General features: G+C 62.8%; 26 protein-coding genes. 18 read left to right on the top strand and 8 right to left on the bottom strand.

Annotated elements, in window-relative coordinates:
• The first annotated feature begins 6 nt into the window (after positions 1–6).
• The 7 genes from rplO (at position 7) to rplQ (ending at position 5,438) form a co-directional block, all read left to right on the top strand.
• A complete protein-coding gene (gene rplO, locus DPM33_RS22405) occupies positions 7–480 on the top strand; it encodes a 50S ribosomal protein L15 (RefSeq protein ID WP_112099604.1) in 474 nt (157 codons plus the stop codon).
• A gap of 258 nt (positions 481–738) precedes the next feature.
• Positions 739–2,079: a preprotein translocase subunit SecY gene (gene secY, locus DPM33_RS22400; RefSeq protein ID WP_112099603.1), complete on the top strand. Its 1,341-nt coding sequence runs from the start codon at positions 739–741 to the stop codon at positions 2,077–2,079.
• A complete protein-coding gene (locus DPM33_RS22395) occupies positions 2,076–2,666 on the top strand; it encodes an adenylate kinase (protein ID WP_112099602.1) in 591 nt (196 codons plus the stop codon). The genes secY and DPM33_RS22395 overlap by 4 nt, the downstream gene beginning before the upstream one ends.
• Positions 2,667–2,917: 251 nt before the next feature.
• A complete protein-coding gene (gene rpsM / locus DPM33_RS22390; protein ID WP_027170351.1) occupies positions 2,918–3,286 on the top strand; it encodes a 30S ribosomal protein S13 in 369 nt (122 codons plus the stop codon).
• Between the two features lie 118 nt (positions 3,287–3,404).
• The gene (gene rpsK / locus DPM33_RS22385; protein WP_006205444.1) at positions 3,405–3,794 is read left to right on the top strand and encodes a 30S ribosomal protein S11; all 390 of its coding nucleotides are present in this window, start codon (positions 3,405–3,407) and stop codon (positions 3,792–3,794) included.
• A 97-nt stretch (positions 3,795–3,891) separates the two neighbouring features.
• Positions 3,892–4,902 carry a DNA-directed RNA polymerase subunit alpha gene (locus tag DPM33_RS22380; protein ID WP_040983001.1) on the top strand — a complete coding sequence of 337 codons (1,011 nt, stop codon included), beginning with the start codon at positions 3,892–3,894 and terminating at the stop codon, positions 4,900–4,902.
• Between the two features lie 104 nt (positions 4,903–5,006).
• The gene (gene rplQ, locus DPM33_RS22375) at positions 5,007–5,438 is read left to right on the top strand and encodes a 50S ribosomal protein L17 (RefSeq protein WP_112099601.1); all 432 of its coding nucleotides are present in this window, start codon (positions 5,007–5,009) and stop codon (positions 5,436–5,438) included.
• Between the two features lie 212 nt (positions 5,439–5,650).
• Here rplQ and DPM33_RS22370 read toward each other — a convergent pair whose 3' ends face one another.
• Positions 5,651–6,127 (bottom strand): hypothetical protein, encoded by a 477-nt coding sequence (locus tag DPM33_RS22370; RefSeq protein WP_112099600.1) that lies wholly within the window; start codon positions 6,125–6,127, stop codon positions 5,651–5,653.
• 133 nt (positions 6,128–6,260) lie between these two features.
• Here DPM33_RS22370 and DPM33_RS22365 point away from each other — a divergent pair, with 133 nt between their 5' ends.
• Together DPM33_RS22365 and DPM33_RS22360 are read left to right on the top strand one after the other, a co-directional pair.
• A complete protein-coding gene (locus DPM33_RS22365) occupies positions 6,261–7,754 on the top strand; it encodes a DegQ family serine endoprotease (protein ID WP_112099599.1) in 1,494 nt (497 codons plus the stop codon).
• Between the two features lie 39 nt (positions 7,755–7,793).
• Positions 7,794–9,101, top strand: coding sequence for a replication-associated recombination protein A (locus DPM33_RS22360; protein ID WP_112099598.1), 1,308 nt, complete (start codon positions 7,794–7,796; stop codon positions 9,099–9,101).
• Positions 9,102–9,241: 140 nt separating this feature from the next.
• On the opposite strand, the gene DPM33_RS22355 is transcribed toward DPM33_RS22360, so the two are convergent.
• Positions 9,242–9,625 (bottom strand): hypothetical protein, encoded by a 384-nt coding sequence (locus DPM33_RS22355; RefSeq protein WP_146770307.1) that lies wholly within the window; start codon positions 9,623–9,625, stop codon positions 9,242–9,244.
• A 441-nt stretch (positions 9,626–10,066) separates the two neighbouring features.
• Between DPM33_RS22355 and DPM33_RS22350 the strand changes: the two genes are divergently transcribed.
• The 6 genes from DPM33_RS22350 (at position 10,067) to DPM33_RS22325 (ending at position 16,037) form a co-directional block, all read left to right on the top strand.
• Complete coding sequence (locus DPM33_RS22350; RefSeq protein ID WP_112099596.1) at positions 10,067–10,891, top strand: aspartyl/asparaginyl beta-hydroxylase domain-containing protein; 825 nt, start codon at positions 10,067–10,069, stop codon at positions 10,889–10,891.
• Positions 10,892–11,043: 152 nt separating this feature from the next.
• Complete coding sequence (locus tag DPM33_RS22345; protein ID WP_112099595.1) at positions 11,044–12,024, top strand: RluA family pseudouridine synthase; 981 nt, start codon at positions 11,044–11,046, stop codon at positions 12,022–12,024.
• A 15-nt stretch (positions 12,025–12,039) separates the two neighbouring features.
• Positions 12,040–12,246: a hypothetical protein gene (locus DPM33_RS22340; protein ID WP_112099594.1), complete on the top strand. Its 207-nt coding sequence runs from the start codon at positions 12,040–12,042 to the stop codon at positions 12,244–12,246.
• Entirely contained in the window at positions 12,243–13,160 is a 918-nt protein-coding gene (locus tag DPM33_RS22335) for a DMT family transporter (RefSeq protein WP_112099593.1), read from the top strand. The genes DPM33_RS22340 and DPM33_RS22335 overlap by 4 nt, the downstream gene beginning before the upstream one ends.
• Before the next feature lie 10 nt (positions 13,161–13,170).
• Positions 13,171–13,962, top strand: a complete 792-nt coding sequence (locus DPM33_RS22330) for an ATP12 family chaperone protein (protein ID WP_112099592.1) — start codon at positions 13,171–13,173, stop codon at positions 13,960–13,962.
• A 185-nt stretch (positions 13,963–14,147) separates the two neighbouring features.
• A complete protein-coding gene (locus tag DPM33_RS22325; RefSeq protein ID WP_112099591.1) occupies positions 14,148–16,037 on the top strand; it encodes an MFS transporter in 1,890 nt (629 codons plus the stop codon).
• A 65-nt stretch (positions 16,038–16,102) separates the two neighbouring features.
• Here DPM33_RS22325 and DPM33_RS22320 read toward each other — a convergent pair whose 3' ends face one another.
• Positions 16,103–16,297: a DUF2735 domain-containing protein gene (locus DPM33_RS22320; RefSeq protein WP_112099590.1), complete on the bottom strand. Its 195-nt coding sequence runs from the start codon at positions 16,295–16,297 to the stop codon at positions 16,103–16,105.
• A 308-nt stretch (positions 16,298–16,605) separates the two neighbouring features.
• Between DPM33_RS22320 and DPM33_RS22315 the strand changes: the two genes are divergently transcribed.
• Positions 16,606–17,643 carry a glutamine synthetase beta-grasp domain-containing protein gene (locus DPM33_RS22315; RefSeq protein ID WP_112099589.1) on the top strand — a complete coding sequence of 346 codons (1,038 nt, stop codon included), beginning with the start codon at positions 16,606–16,608 and terminating at the stop codon, positions 17,641–17,643.
• A 4-nt stretch (positions 17,644–17,647) separates the two neighbouring features.
• Here the strand turns inward: DPM33_RS22315 and DPM33_RS22310 are convergent, their stop codons facing one another.
• From DPM33_RS22310 to DPM33_RS22300, 3 genes are all read right to left on the bottom strand, one after another.
• Positions 17,648–18,496, bottom strand: a complete 849-nt coding sequence (locus tag DPM33_RS22310) for a P1 family peptidase (protein ID WP_208648440.1) — start codon at positions 18,494–18,496, stop codon at positions 17,648–17,650.
• Between the two features lie 84 nt (positions 18,497–18,580).
• Positions 18,581–19,990 carry a type I glutamate--ammonia ligase gene (gene glnA / locus DPM33_RS22305; protein ID WP_112099588.1) on the bottom strand — a complete coding sequence of 470 codons (1,410 nt, stop codon included), beginning with the start codon at positions 19,988–19,990 and terminating at the stop codon, positions 18,581–18,583.
• A 59-nt stretch (positions 19,991–20,049) separates the two neighbouring features.
• A complete protein-coding gene (locus tag DPM33_RS22300; protein ID WP_018428041.1) occupies positions 20,050–20,388 on the bottom strand; it encodes a P-II family nitrogen regulator in 339 nt (112 codons plus the stop codon).
• Positions 20,389–20,732: 344 nt separating this feature from the next.
• Here DPM33_RS22300 and DPM33_RS22295 point away from each other — a divergent pair, with 344 nt between their 5' ends.
• Positions 20,733–22,271 carry an NAD(P)H-hydrate dehydratase gene (locus DPM33_RS22295; protein WP_112099635.1) on the top strand — a complete coding sequence of 513 codons (1,539 nt, stop codon included), beginning with the start codon at positions 20,733–20,735 and terminating at the stop codon, positions 22,269–22,271.
• Between the two features lie 41 nt (positions 22,272–22,312).
• Here DPM33_RS22295 and DPM33_RS37070 read toward each other — a convergent pair whose 3' ends face one another.
• Entirely contained in the window at positions 22,313–22,981 is a 669-nt protein-coding gene (locus DPM33_RS37070) for a hypothetical protein (protein ID WP_245442316.1), read from the bottom strand.
• Positions 22,982–23,387: 406 nt separating this feature from the next.
• Between DPM33_RS37070 and DPM33_RS37065 the strand changes: the two genes are divergently transcribed.
• Positions 23,388–24,269, top strand: a complete 882-nt coding sequence (locus DPM33_RS37065; protein WP_245442314.1) for a hypothetical protein — start codon at positions 23,388–23,390, stop codon at positions 24,267–24,269.
• A 1-nt stretch (position 24,270) separates the two neighbouring features.
• On the opposite strand, the gene waaF is transcribed toward DPM33_RS37065, so the two are convergent.
• Complete coding sequence (gene waaF / locus DPM33_RS22285; protein WP_112099587.1) at positions 24,271–25,293, bottom strand: lipopolysaccharide heptosyltransferase II; 1,023 nt, start codon at positions 25,291–25,293, stop codon at positions 24,271–24,273.
• Positions 25,294–25,348 lie beyond the last annotated feature (55 nt).

The raw sequence follows: 25,348 nt of genomic DNA, 5'->3' as shown, positions 1-25,348 counted from the left end.
ACTCAGATGAAACTCAACGATCTGCGTGACAAGGACGGCGCCACGCACTCCAGGAAGCGCCTCGGTCGCGGCATCGGCTCCGGCTCGGGCAAGACCGCCGGTCGCGGCGTCAAGGGCCAGAAGGCTCGCTCGGGCGTTGCCATCAACGGCTTCGAGGGTGGCCAGATGCCGCTCTACCGGCGCTTGCCGAAGCGCGGCTTCAACAACATCTTCGCCAAGAGCTTCACCGTCGTGTCGCTGGCCAAGATCCAGGCTGCGATCGACGCCAAGAAGCTCGACGCCAAGGCGACAGTGACGGCCGAGGCCCTGGTTGCCGCCGGCGTCATCCGCCGCGCCAAGGACGGCGTGCGCGTTCTGTCCGACGGCGAGCTCAAAGCCAAGCTCTCCTTCGACGTCGCCGGCGCCTCCAAGGCCGCGATCGAGAAGATCGAGAAGGCCGGCGGTTCGGTGAAGCTGCCGGAAGCGGCCGCCGCCGAGTAACGGCGATTTGAAGCGCATCGGGCCCGAATGATTTCGCATTTGGTGCCGAACCGCGCTTTGATCTGATGAATTGGGCGGCCGCGTCAACGCGGCCGCTTGCATGTTTACGGTCCGGAGCTTATCTCGTGAGCTTCGGTGACACGCGCCGCCTGAGCTGCGGGCATCGAGCGTGGTTATAGAAATCAAAGAAGTAGAGCATGACGTTGTCCGAATACCGCTCCACACTTTTCGGCGGCATGCTCTAGCGGAGAATCAGGCATGGCTTCGGCTGCTGAACAACTAGCCTCCAATCTGAATTTCGCGGCCTTCGCCAAGGCCGAGGATCTCAAGAAGCGCATCTGGTTCACCATCGGCGCGCTGCTCGTCTACCGCCTCGGCACCTACATCCCGCTGCCCGGCATCAATCCGGACGCCTTCGCCCAAGCCTTCTCCTCACAGAGCAAGGGCGTGCTCGGCATGTTCAACATGTTTGCCGGCGGCGCCGTGCAGCGCATGGCGATCTTCGCGCTGGGCATCATGCCCTACATCTCCGCCTCCATCATCATGCAGCTGATGACCTCGGTCATCCCGTCGCTGGAAACGCTGAAGAAGGAAGGCGAGCAGGGCCGCAAGATCATCAACCAGTACACGCGCTACGGCACGGTGCTTCTGGCGCTGATTCAGGCCTATGGCATCTCGATCGGCCTCGAAGGCGGTAACGGCATCGTCAACGATCCAGGCATGTTTTTCCGCATCTCGACCGTCGTGACGCTGGTCGGCGGCACCATGTTCCTGATGTGGCTCGGCGAGCAGATCACCGCGCGCGGCATCGGCAACGGCATTTCGCTGATTATCTTCTCGGGCATCGTCGCCGGCTTGCCGCGGGCAATCTCCGGCACGCTGGAACTCGGCCGCACCGGCGCGCTGTCGACAGGCCTGATTCTCGCGATCATCGTGCTGGCCATCATCGTCATCGCGCTGATCGTCTTTTTCGAGCGCGCGCAACGCCGCCTGCTGATCCAGTATCCGAAGCGCCAGGTCGGCAATCGCATGTTCCAGGGCGACACCTCGCATTTGCCGCTGAAGCTCAACACCTCTGGCGTCATCCCGCCGATCTTCGCGTCCTCGCTGCTGCTTCTGCCGGCGACGGTCGCGGGCTTCTCGCAGGCGACCAACCTGCCGGCCTGGGCAAGCACGATCCTGGCCTCGCTGGGCCACGGCCAGCCGCTCTACATGATCTTCTATGCGAGCATGATCGTCTTCTTCGCCTTCTTCTACACGGCGATCGTCTTCAATCCGAAGGACACGGCCGACCAGCTCAAGAAGCATTCCGGCTTCATCCCGGGCTATCGTCCGGGCGAGCGCACCGCCGAATATATCGACTATGTTCTGACGCGCATCACCGTCATCGGTGCCATCTATCTGGTGCTGGTCTGTCTGCTGCCGGAGTTCCTGATTTCGGCGACTGGCGTACCTTTCTACCTCGGTGGCACATCGCTTCTGATCGTGGTCAGTGTCACGCTCGACACGGTGGCGCAGATTCAGGGTCACCTGATCGCGCACCAGTATGAGGGCCTGATCAAGAAGTCGAAGTTGCGCGGGGGGAAGAGGAGCAGATGAGGCTGATATTGCTTGGGCCGCCAGGAGCGGGCAAGGGGACGCAAGCACAAAGACTGGTAGACAAACACGGCATACCCCAGCTCTCGACGGGTGACATGCTGCGTGCCTCCGTCCAGGCCGGAACCGAGGTCGGCAAGCGCGCCAAGGCGGTGATGGATGCCGGTGAGCTGGTCTCTGATGCGATCGTCAACGCCATCGTCGCCGAACGCATAGACCAGCCGGACTGCGCCAAGGGCTTCATCCTCGATGGCTATCCGCGCACGCTGGTCCAGGCCGATGCGGTGGAAGCGATGCTTGCCGAACGCGGCATTGCGCTCGACACCGTCATCGAGCTGGTCGTCGACGACAAAGCGCTGGTTGGCCGAATCGTCAAACGGGCCGAGGAGGCCCAAGCCGCCGGCCAGCCGGTGCGCAAGGACGACAACCCGGCGGTGTTCGAGGAACGCCTGCGCGAATACTACAAGAAGACGGCGCCGCTGATCGGCTACTACTATGCCAAAGGCAAGCTCAAGACCGTCGACGGCATGGCCAACATCGATGCAGTGACCGCGGAGATCGGCAGGGTGCTCGCGGCGGCGGCGAAGTAAGCCGTGCCGACAATTAAAGATTGCGCTTGGCGACAATTGAAGATTGCGCTTGACTGAACCGGGTCGTTGGGTTATGGCGGCCCGTCTTCCTATCAGGCATGGACTTTGCTTGCCCTTGCGGGCAAGGCAGTCGCTTTGAACCAGGAAACTCCCGCAAGGGCCGGTCTCCACCGGACGCGGGGCAACTTCGACAGCGCCGGGCTTACCTTGTTTTAGAGGGTTGGCCGGCCCACATGGAGAAAGAGAAGAAAATGGCTCGTATAGCCGGCGTCAACATTCCGACCAACAAGCGCGTCGTCATTGCGCTTCAGTACATTCACGGCATCGGCAAGAAGTTTGCCCAGGAGATCGTCGACAAGGTCGGCATCCCGGCTGACCGCCGCGTCAACCAGCTGACCGACGCGGAAGTGCTGCAGATCCGCGAGACGATCGACCGCGACTACCAGGTCGAAGGCGACCTGCGCCGCGAAGTCTCGATGAACATCAAGCGGCTCATGGACCTCGGCTGCTACCGAGGCCTGCGTCACCGCCGCTCGCTGCCGGTTCGCGGCCAGCGCACGCATACCAATGCGCGTACGCGCAAGGGCCCGGCCAAGGCGATCGCCGGCAAGAAGAAGTAAGTGAGCGAATAGCGAGTAGCCGTTAGCGAGTAGGTCCCTATTCGCTAATCCCTACTCGCTTTTACAAGGTGGAGCCGCTGGCATTACGGCGGTGTAGAGATCAACTGAAAGGACTACCATGGCCAAGGAAGCCGCTCGTGTTCGCCGTCGCGAACGCAAGAACATCTCGTCGGGCGTTGCCCACGTCAATTCGACCTTCAACAACACCATGATCACCATCACCGACGCGCAGGGCAATTCGATTGCCTGGTCGTCGGCCGGCGCCCAGGGCTTCAAGGGTTCGCGTAAGTCGACCCCGTTCGCCGCCCAGATGGCCGCCGAGGACGTCGCCAAGAAGGCGCAGGAACATGGCATGCGCATGCTCGAAGTCGAGGTCTGCGGACCCGGCTCCGGTCGTGAATCGGCGCTACGCGCGCTGCAGGCCGCCGGCTTCACCATCACCTCGATCCGCGACGTGACGCCGATCCCGCACAACGGCTGCCGTCCGCGCAAGAAGCGCCGCGTCTAATTTTTCAACGCCGCGCGAACGCCAAGGCGTTCCTCCGCGGTTTTCCAGGTCGCCCGCCACGATTGGATGGTGGCGGGGCAAAGGAAGGAAGACATTTATGATCCAGAAAAACTGGCAGGAACTGATCAAGCCGAACAAGATCGAGTTCTCGTCGAAGAAGAAGACGCTGACCACGCTGGTGGCCGAGCCGCTCGAACGCGGCTTTGGCCTGACGCTGGGCAACGCGCTGCGGCGCGTGCTTTTGTCTTCGCTGCGCGGCGCGGCTGTGACCGCCGTGCAGATCGACGGCGTGCTGCATGAATTCTCGTCCATCGCCGGCGTGCGCGAGGACGTGACCGACATCGTGCTCAACATCAAGGAAATCGCCATCCGCATGGAAGGCGATGGTCCCAAGCGCATGGTCGTGCGCAAGCAGGGCCCGGGCGCCGTGCTGGCGGGCGACATCCAGACCGTGGGCGACGTCGAGATCCTCAACCCCGACCACGTCATCTGCACGCTGGACGAGGGCGCCGAGATCCGCATGGAGTTCACCGTCGACACCGGCAAGGGCTATGTGCCGGCCGAGCGCAACCGCGCCGAGGACGCGCCGATCGGCCTGATCCCGGTCGACAGCCTCTATTCGCCGGTCAAGAAGGTCTCCTACAAGGTCGAGAACACCCGCGAGGGCCAGGTTCTCGACTATGACAAGCTGACCATGACGATCGAGACCAACGGCTCGATCTCGGGCGAGGACGCGGTGGCTTTCGCCGCCCGCATCCTGCAGGACCAGCTCGCGCTGTTCGTCAACTTCGACGAGCCGCAGAAGGAAGTCGCGGCCGAGGCCGTCACCGAGCTCGCCTTCAACCCGGCGCTGCTCAAGAAGGTCGACGAGCTCGAGCTTTCGGTCCGCTCGGCCAACTGCCTGAAGAACGACAACATCGTCTACATCGGCGACCTGATCCAGAAGACCGAAGCCGAGATGCTGCGCACCCCGAACTTCGGCCGCAAGTCGCTGAACGAGATCAAGGAAGTGCTGGCGGCCATGGGCCTCCATCTCGGCATGGAAGTGCCGGACTGGCCGCCGGAAAACATCGAAGACCTCGCAAAACGTTACGAAGACCAATATTGAGCATGAATTCCAAGGATCGGCGGCGTGAGCCGCTCGATCCGACGGTCATGCGGAAAACCATCAGAGGCCGTGGCCTCTTGAACAACTGAAGAAGGAAAAGAGCCATGCGCCACGGTTTCAAAGGCCGTCGTTTCGCCCGCAGCATCAGCCACCGCAAGTCGATGTTCGCCAACCTCGCCGTGTCTCTGATCGAGCACGAGCAGATCGTCACCACCCTGCCGAAGGCGAAGGACCTGCGTCCGATCGTCGAGAAGCTGGTGACGCTCGGTAAGCGCGGCGACCTGCACGCCCGCCGCCAGGTCATCGCGCAGATCGGCAATGAAGGCGTCGTCAAGCGCCTGTTCGAAACCCTCGCCCCGCGCTACGCCACCCGCAACGGCGGCTATCTGCGCATCATGAAGGCAGGCTTCCGCAAGGGCGACAACGCCGCGATGGCGGTCATCGAGTTCGTCGACCGCGACACCTCGGCCAAGGGTGCCGGCGACCGCGCCCGCCTTGAGGCGGAAGGCGCCAAAGAGGAAGCCGCGGCCGCCTGAGGCACGGATATTCCGAGAAAGCGTTCAAGGGGCCTTCGGGCCCCTTTTTTGCGTTCGCCCGCTATCGAAGCAGGTTCAGATAATGCTGGCCGGTCAGGAGCTGCCAATTGAATACTTCGGGCAGCTCTTCGGTGGCCTTCCGCAGATAGGAGTAGACGCTGTCAACCTTGGTTCGGGAGTCGATATCCCGGACAAGCTGGAGCTCGGTCGACCTATTCAAATACTCCATCGCGTCGCGATTGCCGATGAAAGATGTGTCGACCTGGAAATGAATCTGGATGCCTCCAGCACAAATGTTTCAGCAGGATGTCGTCGCTTAGCGCCGCGTAGTAGACTGACGCCTGCGTGGGATCCCACAAGCTCGCTGCAAGGAATTCGGACGGCCTCGTTGCGCCGCTGAATCCATCCAATGACATTTTCAGCTGTTTGGTCAAAGGTTCAAATTCACCCTCGAGCTGCGATGCCTCTTCAATCTGAAACCAATGCATCGAGTGGGGTGCGGTGCTGTCGAAGGAAATCTCCAGCTTGCCGAAGAACCAGTAGACCGGAATCGGGTCGCCTTCGTCGATATTCCATCCATCGGGTGACCCGAGTGCCTGCGCAACCTCGATAAGCCTCATGTCTAGCGACACCGGCCCCAAGACACCGGTCGCCAGGAAGTCGCGGAAGGAGACGAGCTGTTTTTTCATGAAACGGACAACAGTACCTGATTGGGGATGTAGCTATAGCCGGTTACTGGCTGAAAATAATTCGATTTCATCGCCTTAGCCTTTCATTCTGCACAATCGTCGGGACAATGGCGCCCGATCTGGAGGATTCGGAATGCACCTCAAACGACTGTTTCTTGTCGCGGTTTGCGCGCTGGCCGTTTTCGCCGCGGCACCGGCCGCAAGACAGGCTTTTGCCGAGGATGCCGCCAAGCCGGCCGATCCGGGCCTCTCCGACGTGCTGACCGATCTCTTGCATGGCGTCGAAGGCGAGAACGGCACGCCCGGCCCCGACAAGCGCGTGCCGTTCGGCCGCGAGGAGGTGCAGCTTTCCTTCGCGCCGCTGGTCAAGCAGACGGCGCCCGCCGTCGTCAACGTCTACGCCTCGCAGACCGCCAAGGTGACGTCGCCTTTCGAGGGCGATCCCTTCTTCGAAGAGTTCTTCGGCCGCGCCCAGCCGCGCGCGCAGTCTTCGCTGGGCTCCGGCGTGCTGGTCGATCCGAGCGGCGTCATCGTCACCAACTACCACGTCATCAAGGACGCCGACGAGGTGAAGGTCGCGACCGCCGATGGCCGCGAATTCACCTCCAAGGTCATGCTCAAGGACGAGACGCTCGATCTCGCGGTGCTCAAGATCTCGGCCGACAAGCCGTTCCCGGTGATCGCCATCGGCGATTCCGACGCGCTCGAGGTCGGCGACCTAGTGCTGGCGATCGGCAACCCGTTCGGCGTCGGCCAGACCACCACCAGCGGCATTGTCTCCGCACTCGCCCGCAGCCATATCGGCGTTTCGGATTCTGGCTATTTCATCCAGACCGATGCCGCCATCAATCCCGGCAATTCAGGGGGCGCGCTGATCAACATGGGCGGCCAGCTGGTCGGCATCAATACGGCTATCTACAGCCGCAGCGGCGGCTCGATCGGCATCGGCTTCGCCATTCCCTCGAACATGGTGCGCGCCTTTGCCGATGCCGCCAAGGCCGGTCTCGACTTCTTCGAGCGCCCCTATATCGGCGCGGAATTCGAAATGGTGACGCCGCAGATCGCCGAGTCGCTCGGCATGGAGAAGCCCACCGGCGCATTGGTGTCATCTGTCGACGCCGCCGGGCCTGCCGGTAAGGCGGGGCTGAAGCCGGGCGATGTCATCCTGTCGCTCAACAACACGCCGGTCGAAAGCATCGAGGCGCTCGACTACCGCATGGCGACGCTGTCGATCGGCACCAAGGCGACCTTCGCCGTGCTCAGCAAGGGTCAGCAGGCGACGATGGAAATTCCGCTGGAGCGCGCGCCGGAAGGCGCCAAGCCCAGCGAAGTCACCTTGCGCGGTCGCAGTCCCTTTTCCGGCGCCAAGGTCGCGGAACTGTCGCCCAGGCTTGCCCAGCGACTTGGCCTTCGCACCGATCTCAAGGGCGTCACCGTCATCGATATCAGCCGCGATTCGCCAGCCGCCGATTTCGGCTTCCAGCCCGGCGACATCGTGCGCGAGGTGAACGGAACCACCATCGACAACGCGGCGACGTTGGCACAGGTTGCCCAGCAGGACACGCGCTGGTGGCGCTTTACCGTCGAGCGCGGCGGGCAGATATTGCGCCAGGTGTTGCGCTATTGAGGCGGTCCGAGGGTCGTCTCACAAGCTTTGAAGATTTGAATGGCGGATCTCTTCAGCGCAGATGAACCGGAGAAAGCGCCGCCCGGCCGGCCGCTTGCAGATCGGCTGCGCCCGAAGAACCTCGGCGAGGTCGTCGGCCAGGAGCATCTGACCGGCCCCGATGGCGCGCTGACCAGGCTGATCGATTCCGGCTCGCTCGGCTCGATGATCTTCTGGGGCCCGCCCGGCACCGGCAAGACGACCGTGGCGCGGCTGCTGGCCGGCGAGACCAATCTCGCCTTCGAGCAAATCTCGGCGGTGTTTTCCGGCGTCGCCGACCTCAAGAAGGTCTTCGAGGCGGCCAAGCTGAGGCGGGCCAACGGCCGCCAGACGCTGCTCTTCGTCGACGAGATCCATCGCTTCAACCGCGCCCAGCAGGATGGTTTTCTCCCCGTGATGGAGGACGGCACGGTGGTGCTGGTCGGCGCCACCACGGAAAATCCGTCCTTCGAGCTGAATGCCGCGCTTCTGTCCCGCGCGCGCGTGCTGGTGTTCCGTTCGCTGGGCGAGGAAAGCATCGCCAAGCTCCTGGTGCGGGCGGAAGAAACGGAGGGCAGGGCGCTGCCGCTCGACGACGAAGCACGCTCGATGCTTATCCGCATGGCCGACGGCGACGGCCGCGCCTCGCTGACGCTGGCCGAGGAAGTCTGGCGTGCCGCCAAGAAAGGCGAAGTGTTCGGCCCGGAAGGCCTGCAGCGCGTCATCCAACGCCGCGCGCCGATCTATGACAAGGGCCAGGACGGCCACTACAACCTGATCTCGGCGCTGCATAAATCGGTGCGCGGTTCCGATCCGGATGCCGCGCTTTATTACCTTGCGCGCATGTTCGATGCCGGCGAGGATCCGCTCTATCTCGGCCGCCGGCTCGTGCGCATGGCGGTGGAGGATATCGGGCTCGCCGATCCTCAGGCGCTGGTCATCGCCAACGCGGCCAAGGACGCCTATGATTATCTTGGCTCGCCGGAAGGCGAGCTCGCCTTCGCCCAGGCCGCCGCTTACTTGGCCACGGCACCGAAATCCAACGCCGTCTACAACGCCTTCAAGGCCGCGACCGCCGCCGCCAAGGAGTTCGGCTCGCTGCTGCCGCCCAAGCACATCCTCAATGCGCCGACCAAGCTGATGAAGCAGGAGGATTACGGCGCCGGCTACCGCTACGACCATGACGAACCGGACGCGTTTTCCGGTCAGGATTATTTCCCTGAGAAAATGGGCCGCCACACTTTCTACGATCCGCCGGAGCGTGGTTTCGAGCGTGAGATCAGGAAGCGGCTGGAATACTGGGCAAAGCTGCGCAAGGAACGCGAGTAACGCCCCAGCAAAACTTTAGTGCTGGTGATCGAAGGGCGCCGGCCTTTACCTTTGTGGCTCGCGCCCCTGATCAAACCTCAAGAGAAAGGCCCGCTGCGTCTTCGCAGTCGGGCCAATGCGTCCACCTATGCGGGACGCACTCAGTGGTCCGTCACCAGCGGCTCGGAAGATGAGTCATCGGATCCGTCGGTCTCGGTACCGGAATCTGCGCCAGTGCCAGTCGTGCCTGTGTTATGCTCACCCTGGTCGTCAGCAGATTCCTTTTCACCGTCATGGCTGCCAGAGGTTCCGCTGCTGCTGTGGCCGTCGCCGCCATCGTGTTCGCCGCCGTCACCGCCACCATCGCCGCCGTCGTGACCGCCGTCGCCGCCGCCACCACCGCCCTCGGACTCGGCGTGGGCAACGGCCGGAACGAGCTTAGCCGCACCATCGAGCGTCAAGTGGTAGGGTGCAATGGTGAGCGCCAGCGCCGTCGACGCGCGCAGCGCGAGCCAGACGAGCCGGTTGAAGGGAATTCGGGTCATCTTATCCTCCTCGTGGAGCGCTGTTAGTGAACCAATTCGGCCAAAGATGTCGCAGCCGTGCTGCATCTGCTGGCTGCCAGAGCGGGTCCGGCGACCATGACCGCGAGGGCGGGTGAAGCAAGAGTGCGATACATGAGGTCTCCTTTCGGGAGGTTGGGGGAAGTGCAGTGCGATTGATAATTTCGACGACAGGCCACGACGGCTTGCGACCGTCATTGGTACGGGATAGCGAATCCGACCTGACAACTGGCTGACAGCCGTTTAGGTGCTGCCGGCCAAGCCGACGAGTTGGGGCGCTTCTGATCGTGGAGGAAAAGAGCGCGGCGATGATTCTGGCTCAGATTGTGCGGAGCCGTGAAAAATTCTATCAAGACGCACGGCTGGCGGGGGTCGCCGTGATTTTGGCTCTTGGAACAGGATCGCGCTCCCGCGCGAAAGACAATGACAAAACAAACCGTCAAGACGCTCCGCAAGGCTGCCATCGCGGTCGTGGTGCTCGCGCTCGCCTTCTATTTCATCCCGATCCTGACGACGATCTGGGTCGCCTGCGGCCTGATCGACGTCATGCGCAACGACCAGAAGGACCGCAACCTGTTCGAGCGTTATTTCCTCGGCAACGGGCTGTTCACCTGGCTGCTGTCGCCCTTCAATCTGATCGTCGACCTTCTCTGCTACCGCAACCCCGGCGTCTGGAAGCCCGAGCAGTTCCCGGAGGACTATCAGCGCGAGATCAACGAGGTGCTGGGCGTCTTCAAGTCCCGCAAGGACGAGATCATCGCCGACATCGATGCCAATTTCGGCGCCGGCCGGCGCGGCATGTATGTCTACCAGTGGTACGGCAAGCACAAGATCGACAACGTTCCTGAATTCAACAAGGACTACAAATACATCAAGACGATCGCCGTATCGGTTTTCAGCAAGGGCGAATCCACGTCCTGGCATTTCGGTCCGCTGCGGCTGAGCCTGCGCATCCTCTACAATCTGATCCCGGTGAAAGCCGAGATCTTCGTCCAGTGCGGCAGCAGGAAGAACTACTGGCACGAGAACCCGCTGTTCATCTTCGATGACACGCTGTTTCACCGCTCGGTCAACGAGTATGACGGCCGCCGCTATTGCGTCTTCGTCGACATCATCCGCCCGTCCCCGTTCCCGGGCCTGATCGCCGGCCTGCTGGCCATCGTCTCGGTCAGCGTCGAGCGCATCAATTCCGTCTTCTACAAGAATTGGAAGATGATCGGCTCGTCCAAGCCGAAGGCCGCCAACTGATTTGGCATTCGGTTGTTGTTCTGGTTCGGCCGATATCGTCGTTGATGAGGCGCCGCGCTGTTTGGGGTAATCGTCGCGCTTTGTTGGGTCTTTGGCTCGCAACCTGTTCGCCTTAGTGCTATGGCGCCGCTTTCAAACGGAAAAGCGTAGTCATGGCAGGTGTTGAACAGATCACGGTGGAGGCCGGCGAGGCGGGCATGCGGCTCGACCGCTGGTTCAAGGTCCATTTTCCGGGCCTCGGCTTCGGCCACCTGCAGAAGCTCTTGCGCTCGGGCCAGATCCGCGTCGATGGCGGCCGGGCGAAGGCAGATACACGCGTCGAACCCGGCCAGACGGTGCGCATCCCGCCGCTCGACGTCGACAAGAAGGGTGACGCACCGCTCACCGGCCACTCGATCCGCAACCAGGGCGATGCCGATGTGCTGGCCAAGATGCTCTTGCACGAGGACCCGAAAGTCTTCGTCTTCAACAAGCCGGCAGGCTTGGCCGTGCAGGGCGGTTCGGGCGTCACCCGCAATGTCGACGACATGCTGGAGGCTTGGCGCAACCAGAAGGGCGAGAAGCCGCGTCTCGTTCACCGTCTCGACCGCGACACCTCAGGGGTGCTGGTCGTTGCCCGCACCCGTCTTGCCGCGATGAAGCTCTCGGAAGCGTTCCGGGCGCGCGAGACCAAGAAGACCTATTGGGCGCTGGTCAAGGGTGTGCCGCCGAAGCGCGAGGACAAGATCTCGACCTGGCTGATCAAGGAGGCGACGCCGGACGGCGACCGCGTGCGCATCGCCAAGCATGGCGAGAAGGGCGCCGACCATGCCGTGTCTTACTATCGCGTCGTCGAGCAGGCGGCGCAGTCGCTGTCCTGGCTGGAGATGGAGCCTTACACCGGCCGCACGCACCAACTGCGCGTCCACGCCGCCCACATCGGCTGTCCGATCATCGGCGATCCCAAATATTTCGAGGCCGACACCAATTGGGACTTTCCGGGCGGCATGCAGAACCGGCTGCATCTGCATGCGCGCCGCATCGTCATCCCGCATCCGGACCAGGGTGTGATCGACGTCACCGCGCCGATGCCGCCGCATATGCGCCAGAGCTGGAACCTGCTCGGCTTCGACGAACAGAGCGCGGAAGACTGAACAGGGGGCGCAACAATGGAAGGATCTACCGTTACCAGCCAGTTGATCGGATGGTTGCCATTCATCCTGGTTTTCGCTGTGTGGTTTGCCTACACGCGGCGGATTGCGACCAGGCAGGGCTCGATGGCCGAGGTTGGACGTGAGAACACCGAGGCGGTCAGACAAAACACTGAGGCGCTGAAGGCGCTGCTCGCAAAACTGGAAAGCCAATCGAAGCAATGACCACCGCTGCCGAAATAGATCGCCGCGACGCGGTCGACATGACCGCGGCGGTCATCATGGTCGGCCTGACCTTTTCCTGGGGGTTGAACTACGTCGCCGCCAAGGTCTCCTACGCCGGCTACGGCCCCGTCTTCGTCTCGATCGCGCGCTCGGTTCTCGGAGGGCTATGCGTGCTCGGCTGGTGCCGGATGCGCGGCATCAAGCTGTTCGAAGCGGACGGCACGCTTGGTGCCGGCATCGCCGTCGGCGCGCTCTTCGGCGTCGAGTTCCTGTGCCTCTATATAGGGCTGGAATACACGACCGTCGCCCGCAACACGCTCCTGGTCAACACCATGCCGTTCTGGGTTCTGATCGGCGGCCATTTCCTGCTCGGCGAGCGCATCAACGCGCGCAAGTTCGGCGGTCTCCTTCTTGCTTTCTGCGGCCTGGTGGCTGTCTTCTCGGATGGCATTGTCACCGGCGCTGACAGGACGCTGACGGGCGATCTGCTCAGCCTGGGCTCCGGCGTGCTCTGGGCGACGACCAGCATCGTCATCAAGCGGTCGAAACTGGTGGAGACCAGCGCCGAGAAGCTGTTGCTTTACCAACTGGCCGGCGCCGCAATTGTCGGCGTGCTTGTCATGCCTTTCGCCGGCCCGCCGTTACGCGCGGTTGCGGCGTTGCCGACACTGGCGCTGCTGTTCCAGTCTTTCTATATCGTGGCCTTCACTTATGTGTTGTGGTTCTGGCTGCTCACGCGCTATCCGGCCGCCGGCTTGTCGAGCTTCGCCTTCCTGTCGCCGGTCTTCGGCGTCCTGTGCGGCGCGGTGCTGTTGGGCGAGCCGCCCACGCTCAGGATCTTCCTGGCGCTGGCGCTGATCGCCGCCGGCCTGATCATCGTCAACCGGCCGGCGCGCAGGCAGCCCACGGTTTAAGGAGTTCGACATGCGCGACATCCTCGAAGATCTCGAAGCCGGAAAGCTGCTCTCCGATCCCGACCCTGTGCGGCGCGCACAGATCCAGATGAAGACGCCGCTACCGAAGCGTTTCTATGAGGCTGTCTCGGTTGTCCCGGTGGAAAACGGCTTTGCCGTGCATCTCGACGGCAGGCCGGTGCGAACGCCGGGCAAGGCCATGATGGTGCTGCCGACGGAAAAGGCCGCCGTGCTCGTGGCCGATGAATTCAGCGCGCAAAACGAGGTCATCGATCCCGTGACGATGCCGGTGATGCGTCTCGTCAACACTGCAATCGACGGCGTCGCGTCAGACCCGCAGGCGGTGCTGGAGGATGTCCTGCGTTTTGCTTCCTCCGATCTGCTTTGCTACCGCGCCGACGCGCCCCAGGGCCTTGTCGACCGGCAGAACCAGCTTTGGGATCCAGTTCTTGATTGGGCACGCAGTCACCTCGGCGCGCGCTTCAACCTTGCCGAAGGCGTCATTCATGTCGAGCAGCCGCGCGAGGCGATCGCCGTTCTGGGCGCGCATCTTGGCCAGCGTTCCGAGCCGATGCGGCTGGCCGCCATCCATGTCATGACCGCGCTGACCGGCTCGGCGCTGCTGGCTCTGGCCGTCGATTTCGGCGAGCTCGACGGTGAGGAGGCCTGGGCGGCGGGCCATGTCGACGAGGACTGGCAGATCGAGCATTGGGGGCAGGATGCCGAGGCCGCCGCGCGCCGCGCGGCCCGCAAGCGCGACATGATGGCGGCGGTCAGTCTGCTCGAGGCGCTGCAAGGCTGAGGCGGCGCCGCTTTCGCAGCGCACCTAATACCAAAGTCATAATCCCATCGTCGCGGTGCCTTTCACCCGGCCTTTCTGTCATTTCTTCCTTTGTTGGCTGCGTTTTTTCGAGTCCGCGTTCGAGGAACGTGGACGGTGGCGCATAGCCATCGAGGACAGACGGGATCTCACGGGAGGAAATATCAATGGCAATGGCTTCGACCGCCGGCGGAACCAGCCGCGGCATGACGCGAGAGGAGAAGAAAGTCATCTTCGCCTCTTCGCTCGGTACCGTTTTCGAATGGTACGATTTCTACCTCTATGGCTCGCTGGCGGCCTTTATTGGCTCGACCTTCTTCAGTCCGGCGATCCCGGAGGCGACGCGCAACATCTTCGCGCTGCTCGCCTTCGCGGCCGGCTTCCTTGTCCGACCGTTCGGCGCGCTGCTTTTCGGCCGCCTCGGCGACCTCGTCGGCCGCAAGTATACTTTTCTCGTCACCATGACGATCATGGGCCTGTCGACCTTCCTGGTCGGCTTGCTGCCCGGCTACGCAACGTTGGGCATCTTGGCTCCCATAATCCTGATCGGACTGCGCATGCTGCAGGGCCTGGCGCTCGGCGGCGAATATGGCGGCGCCGCGACCTATGTCGCCGAGCATGCGCCTGACGACCGCCGCGGCTACTACACCTCCTGGATCCAGACCACGGCGACTCTCGGCCTGTTCCTGTCGCTGATCGTCATCCTGATTGCCCAGAGCTCGCTCAGCAAGGAAACCTACGCCGACTGGGGCTGGCGCATTCCCTTCATCGTTTCTTTCCTGCTGCTCACCATTTCGATCTGGATCCGGCTGTCGCTCTCCGAATCGCCGACCTTCCTGCGCATGAAGGAAGAGGGCAAGGGCTCCAAGGCGCCGCTGTCGGAAGCCTTCGGCCAATGGAAGAACGCCAAGATCGCGCTGCTGGCGCTGCTCGGCCTCACCGCCGGCCAGGCCGTCATCTGGTATAACGGCCAGTTCTACGCGCTGTTCTTCCTGACGAACGTGCTGAAGGTCGACGCGCAGTCGGTCAACATCATGATCGCGATCGCGCTGGCGGTCGGCTCGATCTTCTTCGTCGTGTTCGGCTGGCTGTCAGACAAGATCGGCCGCAAGCCGATCATCATGGCCGGCCTGGCGCTTGGCATCGTCTGCACCTTCCCGTTGTTCAAAGCGCTGACTTGGGCCGCCAACCCGGCTTTGGCCACCGCGCAGCAGAACACGCGCGCCACGGTGACCGCGGCACCAGGCGACTGCAGGTTCCAGTTCAATCCGGTCGGCACGGCGAAGTTCACGACGTCCTGCGATATCGCGACCTCGTTCCTGACCAAGAACTCGGTGCCTTACGACGTCGTTTCGACGGCAGCACCTGGCACGGCGGCCACGGTCAAGATCGGCAACGAGACAGTGGACTCCTATGACGCCGTCGCCGCCGGCGACCAGGCCAAGGCCAAGGACGCGGCCTTCGTCAAAGCGGTGAACATGTCGCTGAAGGACGGCGGCTATCCGCTGAAGCGCGCCGCGGCCAAGGTGGCGGATCAGAAGCTCGACGCCTTCATCGCGGCCAATCCGGAACTGAAGCTCGATGCGACCGCCATCCGTGGCGGCGAAAAGACGACGGTTCCCACCGACAAGGCGATCGCCGACAAGCTCTTGACCAAGGATGAAGCAGCCGGCACGCCGGAAGTCACCGTCTATACCATCCCGGGCGGCGGCGCCTTCGCCATGACCGCCGATCCGGCGGCCATCAACTGGCCGATGACGATCGGCATCCTGTTCATACTGGTGCTGTTCGTGACCATGGTCTACGGGCCGATCGCGGCGATCCTGGTCGAGATGTTCCCGACCCGTATCCGTTACACCGGCATGTCGCTGCCTTATCACATCGGCAATGGCTGGTTCGGCGGCCTGCTGCCGGCGACGGTGTTCGCGCTTAGCGCCTACAAGGGCGATATCTACTATGGTCTCTGGTATCCGGTGGTGATCGCCGCGATGTCGCTGATCATCGGCATGATCTTCGTCAGGGACACGCTCGGCACCGACCTGCACGGCAAGGACTGACTCAAACAAAAGCCCGGCGCGAGCGCTCGCGCCGGGCTTTTTCGTGCCCGAACCTCAAGAGCCGGTCAGCTCCCGCGCTGCTGGTTTTCTTCCTCGACGGCCGCTTCGTGATACCAGCCGTCAAAGTCGGCATGCTCGCCGCGAAGCGCTGCAAGTTCTGCCGCGAATTTGGCCTTGGCGCCTAAATTTGAGGCAGGCCTGCGCCCTGCCAGCGGGAACATCAGGATTTTCGCCGTGGGACGGGCGGAGACGATCTCCATTGCCTGTCTCCTTTCTTCTTCGCGCGCTTTTCGATTCACCTTTTCTACAATCTAGGTTCTGCGAGTCATTTAGGCAATATGCCTACCAAAAGATCAGTATCTGCATACTATTTATGCATATCGCAATTCTGATTGATCTCGGCGCAGCGCTGAGACGGCTCAGCAAATCCAACACGATCTCGTGACCATTTTGCCGCACCCGACGGGGCGTGTGTGGCATACGAATTGCTTTTTAACGACCGGCAGGCCGGCTAGCCCGGCCATGCGTCGACACCGCATGCGGCGATCAAGCAACGAGAGGCTCTAGAATGACCAAATACAAGCTCGAGTATATCTGGCTCGACGGATACGTCCCGACCCCCAGCCTGCGCGGCAAGACCCAGATCAAGGAGTTTGCCGAGTTCCCGACGCTCGAGCAGCTGCCGCTTTGGGGCTTCGACGGTTCCTCGACGAACCAGGCAGAGGGCCACAGCTCCGACTGCGTGCTGAAGCCTGTCGCCGTCTATCCAGATCCGGCGCGCACCAACGGCGTGCTGGTCATGTGCGAAGTCATGATGCCCGATGGCGTGACGCCGCATGCCTCCAACAAGCGCGCCACCATCCTCGACGACGAGGGCGCCTGGTTCGGTTTCGAGCAGGAGTATTTCTTCTACAAGGACGGTCGTCCGCTGGGCTTCCCCGAAAGCGGTTATCCGGCGCCGCAGGGCCCGTACTACACCGGCGTCGGCTACAAGAACGTCGGCGATGTCGCCCGCACGATCGTCGAGGAGCATCTCGACCTCTGCCTCGCCGCCGGCATCAACCATGAAGGCATCAACGCTGAAGTGGCCAAGGGCCAGTGGGAATTCCAGATCTTCGGCAAGGGCTCCAAGAAGGCCGCCGACCAGATGTGGATGGCCCGCTACCTGCTGCTGCGCCTGACCGAGAAATACGGCATCGACATCGAATTCCACTGCAAGCCGCTCGGCGACACCGACTGGAACGGTTCGGGCATGCACTGCAACTTCTCGACGAGCTACATGCGCGAGGTCGGCGGCAAAGCCTATTTCGAGGCGCTGATGGCGCAGTTCGACAAGAACCTGATGGACCACATCGCCGTCTACGGCCCGGACAACGACAAGCGCCTGACCGGCAAGCACGAGACCGCGCCGTGGAACAAGTTCTCCTACGGCGTCGCCGACCGCGGCGCTTCGATCCGCGTGCCGCATTCCTTCGTCAAGAACGACTACAGGGGCTATCTGGAAGATCGCCGCCCGAACTCGCAGGGTGACCCCTACCAGATCGCCTCGCAGGTCCTGAAGACGATCTCGGAGGTTTCGACCGCCGCCGTTTCGGCTGCCGCCTGACTTCTCACCGCGCAGCCGCGCCTGCGCGTAGATAGGCCCATTTGCGAAAGGCCCCGGCGTTCTCCGCCGGGGCCTTTCGCATGGCAACTGCCGGCGAGAAAGCTGCGCCCGCAGCCGTCAGCCGGCAATGATGCCGCGCGATTTGAGCGCCGCCGCAACCTTGGCATGCGACAGGGCAGGCGTTCGATTGCCGTCGCGGCCGACCATCTCGATGTTGGCGATCATTGCATTGAGCACGGCTTCCTCGGTCGCCTGCACGACCGCCGTATAGAAACCGTCCATGCGGCCCCATGCGGCTGTAGCTATCTTCGCCTGCAGCGCCCTTCGGAAAACGGCCGTTGAGCACATCCCGATTGGCGGTCGAGAATGCGAGAAAAATATCGCCGGAGAAATGCGATCCGGCGGTGTCCGTACGCGCCAACCCGAGCGCTACGCGTCTGGCCGGCGCCTTGCACTGCCCTGGCAGCAGCGGCGCGTCGGTGGCGACTATGCCTGTGCAGGAGCCGGCGCCCGTCGGGCCGCCGCTGAAGTAGGCCTCCATCGGATTGTCGGTCGCGAGCTCAGCCCCAAGCGGTAAGCCGGCGATGCTCAGCTCCTGGCGCGAGCCGAAATTGGCCTGCAGGAAGACCCCGACCGTATAGGAGCGATTGCCGTAATCGACGATCCGCGACGCCGAGCCGGAGCCGCCGTTGAAGGCGTAGCAGTTCATGCCGGTGCCGCCGCCGACCGATCCTTCCTCGATGGCGCCGCCGGCCGCATCGTCGATCGCGTCGATCGTGTGGTCGACGGCGACATGCGAGCCGTTGATGTCGTTGAGATAGCCGTCCCAGGTCTCGGCCACGCTCGGGAACATGGTCGCGAAAACCCGTCTCCGAAAATGAAAAGCCCTTGGAAGCAGCTGCCTCCAAGGGCTTGATTTCAGCATTCGATCAGAAGCTTAGACCGAATAGTACATGTCGTACTCGACCGGATGCGGGGTCATTTCGAAGCGCATGACCTCGGCCATCTTGAGTTCGATGTAGGAGTCGATCTGGTCGTCGTCGAAGACGCCGCCGGCCTTCAGGAAGCCGCGATCCTTGTCGAGGCTCTGCAACGCTTCGCGCAGCGAGCCGCAGACGGTCGGGATCTTCTTCAACTCCTTCGGCGGCAGATCGTAGAGATCCTTGTCCATCGGCTGTCCCGGATGGATCTTGTTCTTGATGCCGTCGAGGCCGGCCATTAGCATGGCGGCGAAGCCGAGATAGGGGTTCGCGCCCGGATCGGGGAAGCGGACCTCGACGCGCTTCGACTTCGGCGAGGAGCCGAACGGGATGCGGCAGGAGGCCGAGCGGTTGCGCGCCGAATAGGCGAGCAGCACTGGCGCCTCATAGCCCGGCACCAGACGCTTGTAGGAGTTGGTGAGCGGATTGGTGAAGGCATTGATCGCCTTGGCGTGCTTGATGATACCGCCGATGTAGAACAGGCAGCTCTCCGACAGGCCGGCATATTCGTTGCCGGCGAAGGTCGGCTTGCCGCCCTTCCAGATCGACTGGTGGACATGCATGCCCGAGCCGTTGTCGCCGAACACTGGCTTCGGCATGAAGGTGGCCGTTTTGCCATAGGCGTTGGCGACCTGGTGCACGACATACTTGTAGATCAGCATCTTGTCGGCGTTGCGCACCAGCGTGTCGAACTTGATGCCGAGTTCGTGCTGGGCGGCGGCGACCTCGTGGTGGTGCTTTTCGACGCGCACGCCCATTTCGGCGAGCACGGTCAGCATCTCGGAGCGCATGTCCTGGCAGGAATCGATCGGCGGCACCGGGAAGTAGCCGCCCTTGATGCGCGGGCGGTGGCCGAGATTGCCGGTCTCGTAGTCGGTGTCGTCGTTGGACGGCAGCTCGGTCGAGTCGACACGGAAGCCGGTGTTGTAGGGGTCGGCCTTGTACTTGACGTCGTCGAACACGAAGAACTCGGCTTCCGGGCCGACATAGATGGTGTCGCCGATGCCTTCCGACTTCATATAGGCCTCGGCCTTCTTGGCGGTGCCGCGCGGATCGCGGTTATAGGCTTCGCCCGAGACCGGATCGAGAATGTCGCACAGGATGACCATGGTAGACTGGGCGAAGAACGGATCCATATGGACGGTATCCGTATCCGGCATCAGCACCATGTCGGACTCGTTGATCGCCTTCCAGCCGGCGATCGAGGAGCCGTCGAACATGACGCCGTCGGCGAACATGTCTTCCTCGACCTCGACGACATCCATCGTCACATGCTGCAGCTTGCCCCGCGGATCGGTGAAGCGCAGGTCGACGAATTTCACGTCGTTGTCCTTGATCTGCTTCATGATGTCTTTGGCTGTCGTCATGTCATGTATCCCTGTGTGATGACGTGTTTTGATGATGACGTTGCAGAGAGATGGGGACCTCAGATGGCGTCGATGCCGGTCTCGCCGGTGCGGATGCGCACGACTTCCTCTATGTTGGAAACGAAGATTTTTCCATCGCCGATGCGGCCAGTCTGCGCCGCCTTGCGGATGGCCTCGATGGCACCTTCGACGGCCTCGTCGCCGAGCACCACTTCGATCTTCACCTTAGGCAGGAAGTCGACGACATATTCGGCGCCGCGATAAAGCTCGGTGTGGCCCTTCTGGCGGCCGAAACCCTTGGCCTCGGTAACGGTGATGCCCTGCAGTCCGGCCTCCTGAAGCGCTTCCTTCACTTCGTCCAGCTTGAATGGCTTGATGATCGCTTCGATCTTTTTCATGTAAAAAGTGGCCTCCACTGCCAAGAAGACGGGTTGTGTGCCCCGCTTGCGCCTCCAAGCACGAAGCGTGCCAATCCAACAGAACGAAGAGGGCGCAGGGCGTTTTCGATCGCATGCCGCCCTCGGATGCAAATTCGCGTCATCCGCTGCATCGGATGCGTCATGGACGCCCAAACCCTATACATCGCTCCTCCTCACGCCTGCGCAAAAAATGGGCAGGCAGCGCAATTTACAGGCAGAACCCTCTCGGATGCGACCGCATCTTGCAAACAAAGCGTGGTCGCGATGGTTTGCGTCGAACCGAAAACTGGACAATGCTTGATCGCATGAAGATCGGCAATCCCATGCGCAATGAACTTCTGTCGCCGGCCGAAATGGCCGAGGCCGACAGGCTGGCAATCGCGGCCGGACCGCTCGACGGCTACGGGCTGATGCAGCGCGCCGGCGAGGCGGTCGCGGCGATGGTGCTGGCGCGCTACCCGGCGGCGAAAAAGGTGCATGTGCTGTGTGGTCCCGGCAACAATGGCGGCGACGGCTATGTCGTGGCGCGGCTGTTGGCCGAAGCGGGTGTCGATGTGGAGCTATGGGCGGAAGGTAAGCAGAAGCCCGGTAGCGACGCGGCTTTGGCTTCCGAGGCCTGTAACCTGCCGGTCAACCACATCGGCCATTGTTATCCAGAGGCGGGTGACGTGGTGGTGGACGCGCTCTATGGCGCGGGATTGTCGAAGGATATCTCCCAACATGCTTTGGCTGTTTCGGGCGTCAGCAGCGCGGAGCGCGTACCGGTGATCTCGATCGATTTGCCCTCGGGCGTGTCTGGTGAGACCGGACAGATGAGAGGGCACTTCGACGCCGCAGTGACGGTGACTTTCGCACGCAAAAAGCCCGGTCATCTGCTCATGCCAGGTCGCAGGGTGTGCGGCGAAATCATTGTCGCCGACATTGGCATCCCGGATTCGATCATTGACCAGCTGAAAATCACGACATTCGAGAATACGCCGGACCTTTGGCTGCGATGGTATTTCCCGAGAACGGCGATCGACGCGCACAAATATAAGCGCGGCCATGTTGCTGTCTTTTCTGGCGGATCCAGTGCGACCGGCGCCGCGCGCTTGTCGGCGCTGGCTGCGGCGCGCACCGGGGCGGGAGCGGTGACTGTCCTTTCGCCTGGAAATGCCATGCAGGTGAACGCTGCACATTTGACTTCGATCATGCTGCGCAAGGCCGACACAATCGAAGACATAGCAGAGTACCTTGCAGAGCGTCAGCCTTCTGCATTTGTGCTTGGCCCCGGATTTGGCATCGGTGAAAGGGCACGCGCCTTCGCCTTGCGGCTACTGCAACAGAACCGCGTCTATGACTATGACCGTGGGATCGAGTTATGGGGCATCGTGCTGGATGCCGATGGCCTCACTTCGTTTCGTGATAACCCCGACACTCTGTTCGAGGCATCACATCGCGCTTTGGCGCCGCCGCTGGTATTCACACCGCATGAGGGAGAATTCGCCAGGCTTTTTCCCGACATCGCCAGATCGAAGAAGCAGTCGAAACTTGCCAAGGCTCGCGCCGCCGCGCAGCGCGCCAATGCGGTCATCGTCTATAAGGGCGCAGATACGGTGATTGCCGCGCCGGACGGTCACGCGGCAATCAATGCCAACGGCGCGCCATGGCTTGCCACGGCCGGCTCTGGTGATGTTCTGGCGGGCATTATCGCCGGGCTTCTGGCGCAAGGCATGCCACCCTTCAAGGCTGCTTGCGCCGGGGTCTGGATTCATGCTGAAGCCGGCCGCCGTTTTGGTCCAGGAATGATCGCCGAGGATCTGCCGTTGGCGATCGTACCGGTCTTGCACGAATTGATCGAAAATCAACCGGACCTTCGATGAGACCTCTTGCTGTCGTCTTCTCGGCGTTCATCATGGCCGCGTTAGTAGGACAATCGGTGCGTGCCGCCGATCATCCCGTCACCATCGTCGACGACCCGCGCGTGCTCGCTACGCTCGATGCCAAGGGATACGGCTTTGCCGGCCTGTTCGGCGTCGATGGCAGCGACGACCTGAAATCCCTTTACGATGAGGCGCCGGCCTACCACGCCATCGTCGACACGGTGACCGCCGATGTCGCGGCACTGCGGGCAGACATGAAGGTCGGTGGGCGAACTCTCTACGAAGTCACCGACGGCAATGTCGGCCGCATCATCGACATGCGCTGGCTGAAGACGAACTTCGCGCGCTTCCGTCTGGTCGGCGTCGTCAACCGGCTCGACCGGCGCGACTTCGCCACGCTGAACGATGACAAGAGCTGCGGCGAGGTGCGGTTCATCTACCGCCTTGCCTACGCCTTCAAGAAGGACGGCAAGCAGCTGGCCTCTCGCCTGCCGTTCAATCTCAGCGCCATATACCGCGTCGCTTCCGATCCCGACGGCGGTTGCGCCGGCGTGGCCGGCCGCTGGACGCCACAGATCGACGAAACGGTCGATGCCGGCTGGCTGACCGGCGGGCCGCTCGAAAGGACCTCGCTGTCCTTCAAGCAGCTCGAACTCAACGCGCAGGTGGTGCGCTTTCCATCCGGCCAGGAGACCGAGTTCGGCGGGCAAGCCGCCTACCTGATGCGCATCTTCAGCATCGATGGCGCGGCGGTCGGCGAGAGACCGCTGGAAAATACGCCGGACACGGCCCGCCTTGCAGAAGATGCGGCACTAAAGGCACGGCTTGCCGACTATGTCCGCGCAAATGCCACGGCGGTCGATCTCGGCGTCTACGAAATCCCGGACGAATTCCTGGCGCGCAAAGTCATCTCCTGGTCGACCTTCGGCAGCGCAAGGCAAGCCAATCATCCGTTCACGCCGCTGTTCGACCCCAAGGAGTTCGCCGGTCTCGACTATTCGAAGTTTTCCCTGGCGCGCACGCCGGAGGCCCTGGTCGAGCGGCTCGACAACGGCGCCTGCCAGGGCTGCCACCAGGCAGGTTCGACCGCCGGCTTCCATTTCATCGGCCTCGACGATGCAACGACCTCGCCGCTCAACCGCATCGAGGTCGGCGCCGCATCTCCATGCCGAGATCCCGCGGCGCGAGGCATGGCTCGAGGCGGCGGCCGAAGGCAGGCAGCCCAATCGTTTTCGTCCGCTCTCCTTCGCGCCGCCGGCCGCCTGGAAGAACACCGGCGAGGTGGCTTACGCGCCAGCAGTAACGACGATGCCATGCCTGATGCCGGAAGACGCGAGCCGCTTCGGCGGCACCTGGCAATGCGGCGGCGGCACGGTCTGCACGCCGATCGCGACTGCTTCAGGGGTGAGGACCAAACTGGCGCAATGCCTGCTGCCGAAAGACAGTCCCGCGATGTTTTCCGGCCATCCTTGCCTCACCGGCTCGATCGCCTCCAACGCGGCGCAACCGTTCAACGACGGCTACAAGATCACCGGCCAGTTCGCCGCCCCTGCGCCTGCGATTTCGCGCACCGCCTATACCTGCCGGCCACCCAAGATCGGCGTTCCAGGCGGCCTCGCCTACCGCGCCTGCGACGAGAAGGACCGCGCCTTCTCCGCCTTCAAATCCGGGAAGCCTATGCCGAGCGAAATCTGCGGCCTGGTCGGCGGCAAGAAATTCGACATCTGCGTGGCGACCAACAATTTCGACCAGTGTCTCGGCGGCGCCGTCAATCGCGGCAACCGCCCGGCCTGCTCGGCCGACCATTTCTGCCGCGAGGACTATATGTGCCAGTCCCTGCCGGCGGACACGCCGGGCGCGGCCAGGATCAAGGGCATAGGCTTCTGCTCGCCGACCTATTTCATTTTCCAGATGCGCATCGACAACCACGCCACGCCATGGACGACCACGGCGCGCGCCGGCATGGACGCCGGCTTCGGCGCGGCAGGCGAGGAGTAGGTCAGGCCTCCTGCCTGCGGCCCGACTGCGCCACGGCGTCGGCCAGAGCCGCAAGGACGCGTTCCTCGCTGACGCCGCGTGTGTCGTGGACCCAGCTCGGCGTCGAAATCGGCGGCTCGAGATAGCGGACCTGGTCGTTCACCGGTCCGGTCTCATAGGAGCGGTTCGATCCGAAGATGAGCACGCAGGGTCCGCCCAAGGCTGCGGCCGCATGGCAGAGCCCACCGTCGACGCCGAGGAAGGCGGTCGAGGCGGCGATCTGGCATATGGCGTCGGTCAGTTGCGGTGTCGACGTGAAATCCACCGCCTCCGGAAGCGCTGCCCGGATCTGGGCGGCCGCCTCGCGTTCCCGCGGGCCGCCGATGAGCCAGACCGACCAGCCGCGCCGGGCGTGATCCTTCGCCACCGAGATAAAACGCTCCGCCGGCCAGGAGCGGAAATTGGTGAAAGCGGAGGTGTAGAGCGCCAGCGCCGGCCTCGCCGGATCGATCCCGTGCCGGGCGCGCCAGTCGGAAAGTTCCTCGGCCGAAACGGCCATTTGTGGCGCAGGCAATCGCATGTCATCGGCAGGCTTCTCGCCCAGCATCGCGATCGCGCAGGCCTGCTCGAACAATCTCGTCTTGCGCGGGCCGAACGCCACGAAGCTCTTCGGCCAGCCGGCCGGCAGGCGATTGATGATGCCGAACTGGAATTCGCGGGGATAGCCGATGCGCTCCGGAATGCCGGCCAGCCACGGAATGAGCGCGGCCTTGGTGCTGCTGGTGAGCATATAGGCCGCCTGGTAGTCCTCCTTGCGGATTTCGCGCGCCAGGCCTGCGCGCTCTTTGAGCCCCGGTCTCCAATGTTTCTCGACGATCCAGGTCTTGCGGATATGCGGCATCAGCCGCGCCAGCGGCGCGGCTAGCGGCGAGGTGGCGACGTCGATCGGATGTCCCGGAAACTTCTCGGCCAGAATCTGGATTGCCGAATGGCAACGGATGAAGTCACCGATCGCCGGCAAGCAGAAGACGAGGATGGGACGCAACAGGCGCTACCTTTCCGATCCGGAACAATCGCCGCCGATGGCGGACATGACGGTG

Source organism: Mesorhizobium hawassense (assembly GCF_003289945.1).
Taxonomy (GTDB): domain Bacteria; phylum Pseudomonadota; class Alphaproteobacteria; order Rhizobiales; family Rhizobiaceae; genus Mesorhizobium; species Mesorhizobium hawassense.
The sequence above is the reverse complement of the archived record's forward strand: the minus strand, read 5'-3'. Positions and strand labels throughout refer to the sequence as shown.

What these genes read in the sequence shown, in the direction of transcription:
- rplO (WP_112099604.1), top strand. Translation starts at nt 7, where the DNA reads ATGAAACTCAACGATCTGCGTGACAAGGACGGCGCCACGCACTCCAGG.
- secY (WP_112099603.1), top strand. Translation starts at nt 739, where the DNA reads ATGGCTTCGGCTGCTGAACAACTAGCCTCCAATCTGAATTTCGCGGCC.
- DPM33_RS22395 (WP_112099602.1), top strand. Translation starts at nt 2,076, where the DNA reads ATGAGGCTGATATTGCTTGGGCCGCCAGGAGCGGGCAAGGGGACGCAA.
- rpsM (WP_027170351.1), top strand. Translation starts at nt 2,918, where the DNA reads ATGGCTCGTATAGCCGGCGTCAACATTCCGACCAACAAGCGCGTCGTC.
- rpsK (WP_006205444.1), top strand. Translation starts at nt 3,405, where the DNA reads ATGGCCAAGGAAGCCGCTCGTGTTCGCCGTCGCGAACGCAAGAACATC.
- DPM33_RS22380 (WP_040983001.1), top strand. Translation starts at nt 3,892, where the DNA reads ATGATCCAGAAAAACTGGCAGGAACTGATCAAGCCGAACAAGATCGAG.
- rplQ (WP_112099601.1), top strand. Translation starts at nt 5,007, where the DNA reads ATGCGCCACGGTTTCAAAGGCCGTCGTTTCGCCCGCAGCATCAGCCAC.
- DPM33_RS22370 (WP_112099600.1), bottom strand. Translation starts at nt 6,127, where the DNA reads ATGAAAAAACAGCTCGTCTCCTTCCGCGACTTCCTGGCGACCGGTGTC.
- DPM33_RS22365 (WP_112099599.1), top strand. Translation starts at nt 6,261, where the DNA reads ATGCACCTCAAACGACTGTTTCTTGTCGCGGTTTGCGCGCTGGCCGTT.
- DPM33_RS22360 (WP_112099598.1), top strand. Translation starts at nt 7,794, where the DNA reads ATGGCGGATCTCTTCAGCGCAGATGAACCGGAGAAAGCGCCGCCCGGC.
- DPM33_RS22355 (WP_146770307.1), bottom strand. Translation starts at nt 9,625, where the DNA reads ATGACCCGAATTCCCTTCAACCGGCTCGTCTGGCTCGCGCTGCGCGCG.
- DPM33_RS22350 (WP_112099596.1), top strand. Translation starts at nt 10,067, where the DNA reads ATGACAAAACAAACCGTCAAGACGCTCCGCAAGGCTGCCATCGCGGTC.
- DPM33_RS22345 (WP_112099595.1), top strand. Translation starts at nt 11,044, where the DNA reads ATGGCAGGTGTTGAACAGATCACGGTGGAGGCCGGCGAGGCGGGCATG.
- DPM33_RS22340 (WP_112099594.1), top strand. Translation starts at nt 12,040, where the DNA reads ATGGAAGGATCTACCGTTACCAGCCAGTTGATCGGATGGTTGCCATTC.
- DPM33_RS22335 (WP_112099593.1), top strand. Translation starts at nt 12,243, where the DNA reads ATGACCACCGCTGCCGAAATAGATCGCCGCGACGCGGTCGACATGACC.
- DPM33_RS22330 (WP_112099592.1), top strand. Translation starts at nt 13,171, where the DNA reads ATGCGCGACATCCTCGAAGATCTCGAAGCCGGAAAGCTGCTCTCCGAT.
- DPM33_RS22325 (WP_112099591.1), top strand. Translation starts at nt 14,148, where the DNA reads ATGGCAATGGCTTCGACCGCCGGCGGAACCAGCCGCGGCATGACGCGA.
- DPM33_RS22320 (WP_112099590.1), bottom strand. Translation starts at nt 16,297, where the DNA reads ATGGAGATCGTCTCCGCCCGTCCCACGGCGAAAATCCTGATGTTCCCG.
- DPM33_RS22315 (WP_112099589.1), top strand. Translation starts at nt 16,606, where the DNA reads ATGACCAAATACAAGCTCGAGTATATCTGGCTCGACGGATACGTCCCG.
- DPM33_RS22310 (WP_208648440.1), bottom strand. Translation starts at nt 18,496, where the DNA reads ATGTTCCCGAGCGTGGCCGAGACCTGGGACGGCTATCTCAACGACATC.
- glnA (WP_112099588.1), bottom strand. Translation starts at nt 19,990, where the DNA reads ATGACGACAGCCAAAGACATCATGAAGCAGATCAAGGACAACGACGTG.
- DPM33_RS22300 (WP_018428041.1), bottom strand. Translation starts at nt 20,388, where the DNA reads ATGAAAAAGATCGAAGCGATCATCAAGCCATTCAAGCTGGACGAAGTG.
- DPM33_RS22295 (WP_112099635.1), top strand. Translation starts at nt 20,733, where the DNA reads ATGCGCAATGAACTTCTGTCGCCGGCCGAAATGGCCGAGGCCGACAGG.
- DPM33_RS37065 (WP_245442314.1), top strand. Translation starts at nt 23,388, where the DNA reads ATGCAACGACCTCGCCGCTCAACCGCATCGAGGTCGGCGCCGCATCTC.